The sequence below is a fragment of the Pseudoalteromonas sp. SG45-2 genome (genome assembly GCF_014164115.1).
GTDB classification, from domain to species: domain Bacteria; phylum Pseudomonadota; class Gammaproteobacteria; order Enterobacterales; family Alteromonadaceae; genus Pseudoalteromonas; species Pseudoalteromonas distincta.
The window spans coordinates 1-13,328 of record NZ_JACJEO010000002.1; the positions used below are offsets into that span (position 1 = coordinate 1).

Genomic DNA, 13,328 nt, shown 5'->3' on the forward strand with positions numbered 1-13,328 from the left:
GAGAATTGAGAATTGAGAATTGAGAATTGAGATAATAATATTCTAAAACCAAAACGGGTTGCAACCCGAAGGATGCAACCCGTTTTTTTGCGTTGATAAACAGCGCGTATTAGTTAAGTTTTTCTCTAATACGTGCAGATTTACCAGAACGCTCACGTAGGTAGTAAAGCTTAGCACGGCGAACTGCACCGCGACGCTTAACTGCTACGCTATCAATAAGAGGGCTGTGCGTTTGGAATACACGCTCAACACCTTCACCGTTCGAAATTTTACGAACTGTGAATGCTGAGTGAAGACCACGATTACGCTTAGCGATTACAACACCTTCAAAGGCCTGTAGACGCTCTTTAGCACCTTCTTTTACTTTTACCTGTACAACCACTGTATCACCAGGGCCAAATGCAGGTACGTCTGTTTTAAGCTGCTCATCTTCAAGCGCTTTAATAATATTTTGGTTTACTTTTGCCATTATGTTTCTCACTTTCCTAGGTGTAACTGTCTTCTAGCCACAAGCTTTTTGGTACTCTTGCTGAAATTCTGCGAGTAATACCGCTTGCTCCTCAGTCAGAGCTAGGTTATGCAACAAGTCAGGACGTCGTAACCAAGTTCTACCTAATGACTGCTTAAGCCGCCACTTTGCTATCTCTTGGTGGTTTCCGCTGAGTAATACAGCAGGAACCTGTTTGTCGTCCAATGTTTCTGGTCGTGTATAGTGTGGACAATCTAACAAGCCATCCGAAAACGAATCTTGTTCTGCTGACTGGTTATGACCTAACACACCTGGCACTAATCGCGCTACTGCGTCAATTAATGTCATGGCAGGTAGTTCACCACCACTCAAAATAAAATCACCAATTGACCATTCTTCGTCAACATATGATTCTATTATTCTCTCATCTATACCTTCATAGCGACCGGCAATCAAAATCAGTTTATTAGAGTTAGCGAGTTCGCTAGCGCCCTGCTGATCAAGTTTGCGCCCTTGCGGGGACATATAAATTACTTTAGCGCCATCACCAGCTGCTTTTTTAGCTTCGGCAATCGCTTTTTTTAATGGCTCAACCATCATTAACATACCTGGTCCGCCCCCGTAAGGACGGTCATCTACGGTTCTATGCTTATCTAAAGCGTAGTCTCGCGGATTCCAACAGTTAAAATCAATTAAACCATTTTTTACTGCGCGACCGGTAACACCTTGGTCTGTAATAGCGTCAAACATGTCTGGAAAAAGGCTTATAACCCCTACCCACAATGAACTAGTTTGCGTCATTAAAACCCTGGATCCCAATCTACGGTAATTTCTCTTGCGTCGTATTTAACTTCTTTAATAACTGAATCAGTTAAAAAAGGAATCAAACGTTCAGCTTGACCAAATGCGTCTTTACTGTTTGCTTTCACAACTAGTACGTCATTTGACCCTGTCTCCATAAGGTCATCAACAATGCCTAAGCTATAACCTTTATCGGTTACAACAGACATGCCAATGAGATCTCGCCAATAGAACTCACCTTGCGGAAGTTCTGGTAAATGCGCTGCATCCATTGAGATTTCAGCATGGGTATAAGCCATTGCTTCGTCTCGGTCGTTTATCTGCGCAAATTTAGCGATAAAGCCTTTGTTGTGGCGACGCCAGTCGACCACTTCTAAGGACTGCCATTTACCTTGCTGCCCTATCAACCACGGGCTGAAATCGAAGATCCCTACGGGATCATCAGTAAATGAATGTACCTTAAGCCAGCCCTTTATACCATATGGGGCACCGAGCTTTCCTACGACAATTATTGATGAGGTGTTCTCTTGACTCATGGTTACACTTACGCCTATTAAGCCGCTTTACGAGCGTCTTTTACTAACTTAGCTACGCGATCTGAAAGAGATGCGCCCTGACCTACCCAGTGTTCAACACGTGGTAAATCTAAACGAATTTTTTCTTCTTGACCTGAAGCAATTGGGTTAAAAAAGCCTACTTTCTCGATGAAGCGACCGTCACGCGAGAAACGGCTATCCGCAACCACAATTTGATAGAAAGGGCGTTTTTTAGCGCCACCACGTTGCAAACGAATAGTTACCATACCGTCCTCTATAAAGATTGACTGTTTTCATTAATAAGATTTACTCCCCAGAATGGGGAGCTGGGGAATTGTACGAGTTTTTGGCAATAACGCAAGTAAGAAGTGAAGCAAAAAGACAGTTTAGTAGGTTAAACCGTGATCTCAACGACAAAATAGGGTTAAAGGTGTATTACATGCATAATTTATTCAACAAAAAAGGAGCTATTTGCTCCTTTAAATATGATTCGCTATTATTTTAAAAAATAACTCAAAAGTATTTTTTAAAACTTAGGACCACCGCCACCCATCATTCCAGGTGGTAACATGCCTTTCATACCGCGCATCATTTTAGTCATGCCGCCTTTACCTTTCATCTTTTTCATCATTTTTTGCATTTGCGTAAACTGCTTAAGCAACTTATTAATCTCTTGTACTTGTGTGCCAGAGCCTGCTGCTATGCGTTTTTTACGCGAACCTTTAATGATTTCTGGACGTGCGCGCTCTTTTTTAGTCATTGAGCTAATAATAGCTTCCATTTGGATAAATGTTTTGTCACCCATTTGGCCTTTAACAGCATCTGGTAAGTTAGACATACCAGGGAGCTTATCAAGCATCGACATCATGCCACCCATATTTTTCATTTGCTTTAATTGATCAGCAAAGTCGTCAAGGGTAAAACCGGCACCTTTAAATACTTTTTCAGCAACTTTGGCAGCTTGCTCTTTATCTACTTTCATTTCGACTTCTTCGATTAATGAAAGTACATCACCCATACCTAAAATACGCGACGCTATACGGTCTGGATGAAAAGGCTCTAGTGCGTCAGTACGCTCACCCACACCCATAAATTTAATTGGTTTGCCTGTGATATGACGAATAGATAAAGCAGCACCACCACGTGCATCACCATCGGTTTTTGTTAATATTACACCGGTTAGTGGCAGGGCTTCGTCAAATGCTTTAGCTGTATTTGCCGCATCTTGACCCGTCATTGCATCAACAACGAATAAAGTTTCAATTGGGTTGATTGCTTTGTGAAGATCTTTAATCTCGTCCATCATGTTGCTGTCAACATGTAAACGACCTGCGGTATCAACAAGTACTACATCTATAAATTTCTTTTTAGCATGAGAAATTGCAGCGTTTGCAATATCCACTGGCTTTTGCGAAATATCACTTGGAAAGAAATCAACGTCAACTTCTGTAGCAAGCGTTTCTAGCTGTTTAATCGCAGCAGGGCGATAAACATCGGCACTTACTACAAGCACTGATTTCTTTTTGCGTTCTTTTAAAAACTTAGCAAGCTTAGCAACACTGGTGGTTTTACCCGCACCTTGCAGACCCGCTACCATAACAACGGCTGGCGGTTGTGCATTTAGGCTTAGCTCTTCATTGGCCTCACCCATTGCTTTTTCTAGTTCTTCACGCACTATTTTTATAAATACTTGGCCTGGGCTTAAGCTTTTTGTAACTTCAACCCCAACTGCACGTTCTTTAACTTGTTTTACAAACTCGCGAACAACAGGCAGTGCCACATCGGCTTCTAAAAATGCCATACGCACTTCGCGAAGTGTGTCTTTTATGTTGTCTTCAGTCAGACGGCCACGGCCACTGATATTTTTTAAGGTTTTACCTAATCGTTCTTGGAGGTTCTCAAACATGTAACGGTTCCGATAAGACGTTTATATCAATCCATTAAAATTTTACGGTTAGTTTGATTTTCAATTAACCAGGATTGACTTATTAAGTTTCAATTAAAAGTAGTATACCGTATATGGCGTCTTACAATACAGTGTTCAAGTGCACCTTGTTGAGTTTCTTTTTTTAAGGTCTATGCATTTGCTTTGCTATAAAATACAATGGCTATATAACAACAAGGATTATTTTGTCTCAAATTAAGTGGCCCAAGCACAATGCTGATTATTAGTTTAACTATTATTGCCAGTTTATTTTATGTGTTAGCAACGTCTCACGTGCTCTCACGCCTGTTTCATCAACAAGGCCCTAGCCAAAAGGTAACCGTCATATTGAGCACGGTTGCTATAGTGGCGCATATGCTGCTGTTAGTTAACTCTGTTTTTAGATCCGACGGTCAAGACTTAAGTATTGTAAACGTCTCCCTTTTAACATGCTGGGTTATTGTAGTTTCAGTAACAGCTGTGTCGCTAAAGTTCCCTGCCACTTTATTATTGCCCGTTGTTTATGGTTTTGGTGCTTTACTTACAATTGCCAGTTTATTTATTCCTCATCATATTTTACTGCAAAGCATTAATATTGAGGTTGGCTTAGTAACACACATTTCCTTATCCCTATTGGCCTACTGTATTTTAATTATTGCTACTTTATATGGTGTACAGTTCTACTTTATTGATAAACGTTTAAAACGTAAAGATTTAGCAATTGTGCATAGTCACCTCCCGCCTTTGATGGTTGTTGAGCGCCAGCTTTACCAACTCCTTAATTTAGGCACCATATTACTCACGTTCGCATTACTCTCGGGGTTTGTATTTCTTGATGGGATGTTTGCTAAAGAGTTCATTCATAAAACGATATTGTCGTTAGTTGCGTGGGCTATTTTTGCCATTGTAGCCATCGGGCATATGAAAAAGGGTTGGCGCGGTAAACCTGTGGTTATTACGATCATGGTCGCTGCATTTGTCCTCACACTCGCATATTTTGGCAGCCGTTTCATACAAGAAGTAATACTAAATAAGTTTTAACTTGACTCTGCTTGCTCACTCTAGCTTAATACGCATTGATTTATAAGAAAAGGATCCATCGTTGGACGACATATCGACAAGTACCCTATTTATCATTTTAGGTTTTTTGGTGCTTTTTTCTGCTTATTTTTCTGGTTCAGAAACCGGAATTATGTCAATCAATCGTATACGCCTGCGACACCTCGCTAAAGAGGATCATCGTGCAGCTAAACGAGTCAGTAAATTACTTAGCCGTCCAGATAGGCTCATCGGTTTAATCTTAATTGGCAATAATCTTGTCAATATAGCTGCAGCTCAAGTTGCTACCATTATAGGTATTCGCCTTTACGGTGACCTTGGTATTGCTATAGCTACGGGTGTGTTAACTTTAGTCGTGCTTATATTTGCCGAAGTAACACCTAAAACTCTTGCTGCCCTTTATCCTGAAAAAGTTGCTTTTCCAAGCTCAATAATACTTAAAGGGTTACTAAAAATTCTTTTTCCTTTTGTTGTTATCGTTAACTGGATGACCAACGGGATATTGCGATTATTTGGTATTAGTGCCGCTCAAATCGACGAGCACAGCATGAGCAAAGAAGAATTAAAAACAGTGCTCAATGAGTCAGGCGCACTTATCCCTGCTCGCCATCAAAGTATGCTGACCTCAATTTTAGATTTAGAGCAAGTAACCGTTGAAGATATCATGATCCCACGTAACGAAATTGTGGCTATTGATATTAATGATGATTGGAAACTAATTAGTCGCCAGCTTACCCATGCACAACATACTCGCGTGTTGTTGTATCGCGACAATATAGATGACGCAGTAGGCTTTATTCACTCTCGAGATGCACTACGTCTACTTACAAAAGAGCAATTTGATAAACCATCTTTGCTGCGTGCTGTACGCGAAATTTACTTTATCCCAGAGGGAACATCACTTAACACTCAGCTGTTAAAGTTTCAGCAGTCTAAAGAGCGTATTGGCTTAGTAGTAGACGAGTATGGCGATATTCAAGGTTTAGTAACGCTTGAAGATATTTTAGAAGAAGTTGTTGGCGATTTTACAACTACACAAACTCGTACGCCAAGCGAAGAAGTAGAAACACAAACTGATGGCTCTTGTATTGTAGATGGCGGTGCTAACGTACGCGATTTAAATAAAGAGATGGGTTGGGATTTCCCACTAGACGGCCCAAAAACTTTGAGTGGTTTAATTGTTGAATACTTGGAAGATATTCCCGATGCAAATATTAGTCTACGTATTGCGGGCTACCCTATTGAAGTACTTGAAGTAAAAGAGAATATGATAAAACAGGTGAAGATTCAGCCTAATAAGCGTTCTCGCTAAGTAAAAAAAGGAGCCGATTGGCTCCTTTTATACATCCATTAATAACTCTCTAGCCAAATATAAGACGTTCAAACCAACCTTTATCAAGCTCGTCTTCACAGCGCTTTAATTGCGCACCATAACGGCTCGCTCTGTGTTTAACTTTATTTGCTACACCCATTAACCACTTTTTCTTTTTATATGTGCCACGCTTATAGCCACCCCAACCTTCATGATAATTAAGGTATTGTGCGTAAGCATCCCATTTAGAGATTTTATTTACTTTATGCGTTTTATAAACAAACCACGCCATAAAGTCGATTGCATCGTCAAAGTCGTCTCTATCAGCACCATTGTTGCCTGTTTCACGAATATAATCTGACCATGTTGGTGTTTTAGCCTGTGAGTAACCATAAGCATCACTTGCGCGACCGGTTGGAATTATCCATAAGAAGTACTCCATAGGCGGAGCAGCATCATGCTTAAATGAGCTTTCCTGGTACATCATACTCATGAGTACATGCTTAGGAGAACCCCATTTTTCTTGCGCATCTTTTGCGTCAAAATACCAATCAGGTTTTTCTTCAAAGATTTTACATAGATCGTTAGGTTGTTTTGGAGGGGCTGTAGCACAACCAGCTAAAGTAATGGCAAGAGATAAAATAATTGCATTTTTTTTCATTTTTCTAAGATCTCACAGAACTTTTCTAAAAAGTGTGGGTCTGACTCAATGAATGCAGCAGTACGGCATTAGTTCATCCCTGAATATATATTTACGCAGCCTACTTAGGCTGCGTTTTTTTTTGCTTAAATTTTACTAAGTATTAAGATTATTTACCGCCAAAATACGCATCTAAAAAGGCGGTAAATGACTGGGTATCTGCTTGCTCAATTGCAGTTTGTGCTTCGTTAGACTCTACAACTTGTTGTTCCAGCCAAGGCTTTAAAAACTCACTGTAATCAGTGTCTGCGTGGCTTTGTTTGTATTTATTAGCCAGTGCTAGTGCAAAGTGACCGTTGTCTAAACCAGACTCTTTTAATTGCGACACGTAACGTCCAGAATAAGTAAGCTCTGGATTATGCACCCACGTTGCCATGCGCTTTATAGTATCGGAGTAATAATTAACACCATAAGCATTATCCATCCATTTAGCGACATCAGTGAGCTGTGCAAATATTTCATCGCCCCACGACTGAAGACTACGCTGTGTGTTATTAAAGTTAAGCATTAGCCCTTCTTCTCGACCTTGATTGACTACTGTGTCGAGGTTTTCAGTACTGCGTGCTTGTTCTTTCCAATCCATTGGAGCTGAATTTTTTAATAAACAATACGTTAAAAACACATCTAAAAAGTGAATTTGCTCAATATCAATACCAACTTCGCTAAACGGATTAACGTCTAATGCGCGAATTTCTACGTATTCAATGCCTGCTCGAAGCAGTGCATCTGTTGGCGTTTCGCCACTTTTAGCATTACGCTTAGGACGAATTGGCGAGTAAAATTCGTTTTCAATCTGCAGAATATTTTTATTTAACTGCTTAGGGTTTTCACTCTTGTAGTCATCAAGATCACCATAAATTTCTGATGGTGTGTTGATTGCTTTTTTAAGGCCTGCTACATATTCATCTAACGAGTTATACATTACGCGTAGTGACGACTGAGCGCTATTTGTATAACCTAAATTGCCTAAACGCAGTGCCGTACCAACTTCTAAGTAAAGTGTACCTTTACCTAGTTTTTTAAATGGTAAATCGGTTTTTCGACCTTGTAAAAATGAGTTACACAATGCTGGCGATGCACCAAACATGTAACTTATTAGCCATAGTTCGCGTTTAAAGTTACGAATAAGTGCTAAATAACCTTCTGAAATAAAATCTTGAAGGCTAGCATTGCTTTTTTGTAACGAATGAAGCGATTGCCAAAGCGTATCTGGGAATGAAATATTAAAGTGAACACCTGCAATTGCTTGCATCATACTTCCGTAACGATTTTTTAACCCTTCACGGTATAGTGTTTTCATTTGACCAGTATTTGAACTACCAAATTGAGCTAAAACAATATCATCTTGGTGTTCAATAAAGCATGGCATACTAATAGGCCAAAGCAGTTCACCGTCCATTTTTTCTAGAGTGAACTTTTGAAGATCTTTTAATTGCTTAAGAGTTTGCGTTGACGACTCACTAACTGGAGTAATAAATTCAAGTAAAGATTCAGAAAAATCAGTTGTGATATGGCCATTAGTTAATGCACTGCCCACCCCTTTTGGATGGCCTTTAGGTGATATAGCACCATTCTCTTGTATTCTTAGCGACTCTCGCTCTATGCCACGTTTAATGCCTTTAACTGCATGTTGGTGCTCATTTACTGATAACGCTTCAAGTGCGTTAGCTAAATCATGTGTTGTCAAAAAATCTTTCCTCGGGCCACGTGGCTTAATCATAAGGTTATGGGGACTAATTACTTAGACTCAAGATTAATACCAATTTTTATTGAAAATATGATCATTGTATCGCATTAAATAGCGCATTCACTGCGTTGAAAATTACTCATATAGAACAACTACATGTCATAATTTTCGCCTTGCTATTGTGCTATTTTCTTAGCGCTATAATAGATCACTTATTTAATACAACTGGTATAAATTGCTAAGAACTATATAACTTTTCAAATTTAATAATTATTTCCCCACTTTATACATGCACTTAATATGACCAACATCATTATATTAAGTCGTAATATTGCCATTGCTATGTGCATTATACAAATGCTTTAAATACGTATTTAATTATAAATCAAATAAGTAAAATATCAGCTTAAAGTAATAGACCGGAACTTATGCAAAATCAGTTCAATTTAGCTGTCCGGTATTTAAACTTGATCTAGATCAATAAATACAATTATTTGTCTTATGAGCATAGAAGGAAGGACGCTATTTTTTGCTTTGTAGAGTGTAAGCAATATAATGACTGCAACAATAAAGGATGATAATAAATACAATGCACAATGATAAAAGCTTAAAAAATGAAGAAGTATACTTTGATGAATCACAAGAGCTGGTTTCCACTACTGATCTTAAAGGTGTAATAACATACGTCAATCAAGCGTTTTGTGCTGTAGCAGGATATAGCGCACAAGAGCTTATCGGTCAGCATCATAATATTGTTCGCCACCCTGATATGCCAAAAGCAGCCTTTAAAGAAATGTGGGCAACATTAAAACAAGAACACTCGTGGCGCGGTATGGTTAAAAACCGCTGTAAAGATGGCCGCTATTACTGGGTAGATGCCTTTGTAACCCCCATTTTTGAACATGGCCGACTTGTTGGTTATCAATCTGTAAGAACCAAAGCAAGCTCTCAACTTAAGCACCGTGCACAAACACTTTACAACAAAATAAATACCAACAAGTCATTATTAAAACTACGAGAACACACCACAATACGACAAAGCCTTACTTTTATAAGTCTATTATTTTGGCTGATTTTTATTGCTGTCGCGGCATCAATCACCATTGCTGCAATTAGCCTATTTATTTGTGCTTTAGTTATTGTGCTAAATTATGACGAACTCATTGTTACCCCTAAAATATTACGCGAACAAAAAGCAAAAGCCGATTCAATCTCTCGTTATATTTACAGCGGCCATACACCGCACAGTGTAAGTGATTATAGAGAGCAAATGCTAAATGCAAAATTGCGCACAGTTCTTGGCCGTATGAAAGACTCAACATTAAGCTTTAATGGCATCGCGACTGATTTAGACAAACAATCAACACTCACCGAAAAAGGGATTTCTTCTCAAGGTGAGCGTTTAGAACAAATTGCATCAGCGATGACTCAAATGAGTTCTACCATTGGTGAAATATCAGTAAATACCGCTCAAACAGCGGATAAAGTGAATAACACCCATCAAAGTTGCTCAGAGATAAAAGACCACATTGCTGATAATAGTAAAATGGTATCTGACTTAGCTTCTCAAGTAGAACAAGCTGCAAATACAGCCACCAGCTTAGCCTCTGAAGCAGATAAAATTGGTAAGGTAATGAGTGAAATAGAAGGAATTGCCGATCAAACTAACTTACTTGCTCTTAATGCAGCGATTGAAGCAGCTAGAGCGGGAGAACATGGTCGAGGCTTTGCTGTAGTCGCCGATGAGGTAAGGACTCTTTCGTCACGCACTCAAAATGCTACGACACAAATCCATAGTTCTATTAAAGAAATACAAGACACTTTATTTAGCTGGTCCAAAGTAATGCAAAGCACTAAAGCACAAGCCGATAACTGTGTTTTGACAACCGATAAAACCCAAGTTGAATTAGAAGGGATTTTTATCCAAATCAGTGAAATATCTCACTTGGCAATACAAATATCATCCGCTGCAGAAGAGCAACAAATGGTTAGTAACGACATTAGTAATAATGTTTCGCAAATTAAAGACTTTGGCGATAACAACTTAAGTTTAAGCTTTAATGTGGCAAAAGGTGCAGCTGAGCTTGTTGAAGGCTCACGTAGAGTGAATGATTTATTACTAACCTTTAAAGTTTAACAAACATAAAAAAGCCGCTATTTTAGCGGCTTTAGAGTTTAATTATTTACAATCAGCGTTTGGTAAATACCAAAGAGTCGTCATTTGCATCAATAACAATCACGCTACCTGGTATGTAGTCCCCATTAAGTAGCTTTTGTGCTAGCGGATTTTCAATCGTTTGCTGAATAGCACGCTTAAGCGGGCGTGCACCGTACACAGGATCAAACCCACTTGCTGCAATTCGCTCAAGTGCAGCATCGCTTATTTCAAGCAGATACCCCATCTCTGTTAAACGCTCACGTAATTTCATTAACTGAATATCAGCTATTTCTTTTATATGCTCGTTTGCTAACGGGTGGAATACAACAGTCTCGTCAATACGGTTAATAAACTCAGGTCTAAACTCATTAATCAATACTTCCATTACTTTAGCTTTAAGGGTCGTATAGTCATTATTCCCCGCTTGTTCTTGGATAATATCTGAGCCTAAATTTGATGTCATGATAATAACAGTATTTTTAAAATCAACGGTTCTACCTTGTCCGTCAGTTAATCGGCCATCATCTAACACTTGCAGTAAAATGTTAAACACATCTGGGTGTGCTTTTTCTATTTCATCAAGCAATATAACTGAGTAAGGTTTACGACGAACAGCTTCTGTTAAATAACCGCCCTCTTCATAACCCACATAACCTGGAGGTGCGCCCACTAGGCGTGCAACTGAGTGCTTTTCCATAAACTCAGACATGTCGATACGTACCATGGCATCTTCGGTATCAAACATAAAACCTGCCAGTGCTTTTGTAAGCTCGGTTTTACCCACACCTGTTGGACCTAAAAACAAGAAAGAACCAATTGGGCGATTAGGATCTGCAAGTCCTGCACGTGAGCGTCGTATTGCGTTAGCAACAGCAACGACCGCTTCATCTTGCCCTATTACTTTACTGTGTAACTTATCTTCCATTTGCAGCAGCTTTTCACGCTCACCTTGTAGCATTCTTGCAACAGGAATACCTGTCCAGCGAGATAAAATTTCAGCAATTTCATCCTCACCTACTTGGTTCTTAAGCAGAGTCATTTCTTGCATTTCAGCTTGTGAGGCTAAATCAAGTTTTCGTTCAAGCTCTGGAATTCGCCCATATTGCAGCTCTGACATACGCTGTAAATCACTTGCTCTTCGCGCTACATCTAAATCTAATCTTGCTTGTTCAAGTTCGGCTTTAATTACTTGTGTACCTTGAAGCGATGCTTTTTCAGCATTCCAAATTTCGTCTAGTTCACGATATTGTCCATCAAGGTCGGTGATCAACTCTTGCATTTCAGTGCGACGTTTTTGACTCGCCTCATCTTTTTCTTTAGCAAGTGCATTATCTTCTAATTTTAATTGGATAATACGACGCTCAAGCTTATCTAACGACTCTGGTTTTGAATCAATTTGTAATCGAATTGAAGAACCCGCTTCGTCAATTAAATCAATTGCTTTATCTGGTAACTGACGATCGCTAATGTAGCGGTGAGATAACTGCGCCGCAGCAACTATCGCGGGATCAGTAATTTCTACTGAATGATGTAGCTCATATCGCTCTTTTAAGCCACGCAATATTGCAATGGTATCTTCAACCGACGGCTCTTCAATGAGTACCTTTTGGAATCGACGCTCAAGTGCTGCGTCTTTCTCTATATATTTACGGTATTCATCAAGCGTGGTTGCGCCAACACAGTGTAACTCACCGCGTGCTAAAGCAGGTTTTAGCATATTACCCGCATCCATTGCGCCATCACTTTTGCCTGCACCCACAATAGTGTGTATTTCATCAATAAATAAAATGACTTGGCCTTCTTCTTTAGCCAATTCGTTTAACACTGATTTTAAACGCTCTTCAAATTCACCGCGATATTTAGCGCCCGCAACTAGTGCTCCTAAATCAAGCGATAAAACACGTTTGTTTTTTAATCCTTCAGGTACTTCACCATTAATAATACGCTGTGCTAAACCTTCTGCTATTGCTGTTTTACCAACACCTGGCTCACCGATTAATACAGGGTTATTTTTAGTACGGCGCTGTAATACTTGAATCGTGCGGCGAATTTCGTCATCACGACCAATAACAGGGTCAAGCTTACCTTGCTCTGCTCGCTCAGTTAGATCAATCGTGTACTTTTCAAGCGCTTGACGTGTTTCTTCGGCATTTGGGTCATCAACTTTTTGACCGCCGCGAATCGCTTTAATTGCAGTTTCAATTTTAGTCGAGGTAATATTTAACGATCTGAATATATCGCCAAGTGGACCTTTATCGTCGCATGCTGCCAGTACAAATAATTCACTTGAAATGTATTTGTCTTTGCGTTTTTGTGCATACTTATCACATAGGTTAATAAGTGAAGCCATATTATTTGATAGCTGCACATCGCCACCTACACCTTCTACTTTAAATAGTTTTTCTATTTCTTGTGAAAGCTTGGTGTTAAGTTCATCTGCGCTGACCCCCGTTTGGGCAAATAACGCGCGCACACTGGAGCCGCTTTGCTGCAGTAATGAATACATTAAATGTACGGGTTCAATAAATTGATGGTCGCGGCCAAGGGCTAGCGATTGCGCATCAGAAAGCGCAGATTGAAATTTACTTGTAAATCTATCTAAACGCATGGTGTTACCTATTAAATAATCTAATTGCTTAATTAATGGGTATGTTTAGGTGTTTGTTCAAGGTGTAGAGAGAA

11 protein-coding genes are annotated in these 13,328 nt (G+C 39.5%); 3 read left to right on the forward strand and 8 right to left on the reverse strand.

The features are described from left to right. Positions 1-109: 109 nt before the first annotated feature. The 5 genes from rplS to ffh form a co-directional block, all read right to left on the reverse strand. A complete protein-coding gene (gene rplS / locus H5116_RS01230) occupies positions 110-469 on the reverse strand; it encodes a 50S ribosomal protein L19 (protein ID WP_002962189.1) in 360 nt (119 codons plus the stop codon). Positions 470-502: 33 nt separating this feature from the next. Continuing rightward, a complete protein-coding gene (trmD, locus tag H5116_RS01235) occupies positions 503-1,270 on the reverse strand; it encodes a tRNA (guanosine(37)-N1)-methyltransferase TrmD (protein WP_002962190.1) in 768 nt (255 codons plus the stop codon). Beyond that, positions 1,270-1,806: a ribosome maturation factor RimM gene (gene rimM, locus H5116_RS01240; protein WP_024596584.1), complete on the reverse strand. Its 537-nt coding sequence runs from the start codon at positions 1,804-1,806 to the stop codon at positions 1,270-1,272. Before rimM ends, trmD begins: the two co-directional genes overlap by 1 nt. Positions 1,807-1,823: 17 nt before the next feature. Next, entirely contained in the window at positions 1,824-2,072 is a 249-nt protein-coding gene (gene rpsP, locus H5116_RS01245; protein ID WP_002962192.1) for a 30S ribosomal protein S16, read from the reverse strand. Between the two features lie 260 nt (positions 2,073-2,332). Then, positions 2,333-3,712 (reverse strand): signal recognition particle protein, encoded by a 1,380-nt coding sequence (gene ffh / locus H5116_RS01250; protein ID WP_002962194.1) that lies wholly within the window; start codon positions 3,710-3,712, stop codon positions 2,333-2,335. A 252-nt stretch (positions 3,713-3,964) separates the two neighbouring features. On the opposite strand from ffh, the gene H5116_RS01255 reads away from it, so the two are divergent. Both H5116_RS01255 and H5116_RS01260 read left to right on the forward strand, forming a co-directional pair. Next, a complete protein-coding gene (locus H5116_RS01255) occupies positions 3,965-4,771 on the forward strand; it encodes an inner membrane protein YpjD (RefSeq protein WP_002962197.1) in 807 nt (268 codons plus the stop codon). A 61-nt stretch (positions 4,772-4,832) separates the two neighbouring features. Next, the gene (locus H5116_RS01260) at positions 4,833-6,101 is read left to right on the forward strand and encodes an HlyC/CorC family transporter (RefSeq protein ID WP_002962198.1); all 1,269 of its coding nucleotides are present in this window, start codon (positions 4,833-4,835) and stop codon (positions 6,099-6,101) included. Between the two features lie 49 nt (positions 6,102-6,150). On the opposite strand, the gene H5116_RS01265 is transcribed toward H5116_RS01260, so the two are convergent. Beyond that, positions 6,151-6,762: a transglycosylase SLT domain-containing protein gene (locus tag H5116_RS01265; RefSeq protein ID WP_002962200.1), complete on the reverse strand. Its 612-nt coding sequence runs from the start codon at positions 6,760-6,762 to the stop codon at positions 6,151-6,153. A gap of 148 nt (positions 6,763-6,910) precedes the next feature. Next, positions 6,911-8,488, reverse strand: coding sequence for a glutamate--cysteine ligase (gene gshA, locus H5116_RS01270; RefSeq protein WP_182715385.1), 1,578 nt, complete (start codon positions 8,486-8,488; stop codon positions 6,911-6,913). Positions 8,489-9,077: 589 nt separating this feature from the next. On the opposite strand from gshA, the gene H5116_RS01275 reads away from it, so the two are divergent. Continuing rightward, the gene (locus tag H5116_RS01275) at positions 9,078-10,625 is read left to right on the forward strand and encodes a methyl-accepting chemotaxis protein (protein ID WP_182715386.1); all 1,548 of its coding nucleotides are present in this window, start codon (positions 9,078-9,080) and stop codon (positions 10,623-10,625) included. Positions 10,626-10,677: 52 nt separating this feature from the next. Here the strand turns inward: H5116_RS01275 and clpB are convergent, their stop codons facing one another. Further along, complete coding sequence (clpB, locus tag H5116_RS01280; RefSeq protein WP_002962207.1) at positions 10,678-13,254, reverse strand: ATP-dependent chaperone ClpB; 2,577 nt, start codon at positions 13,252-13,254, stop codon at positions 10,678-10,680. Positions 13,255-13,328: the final 74 nt, after the last annotated feature.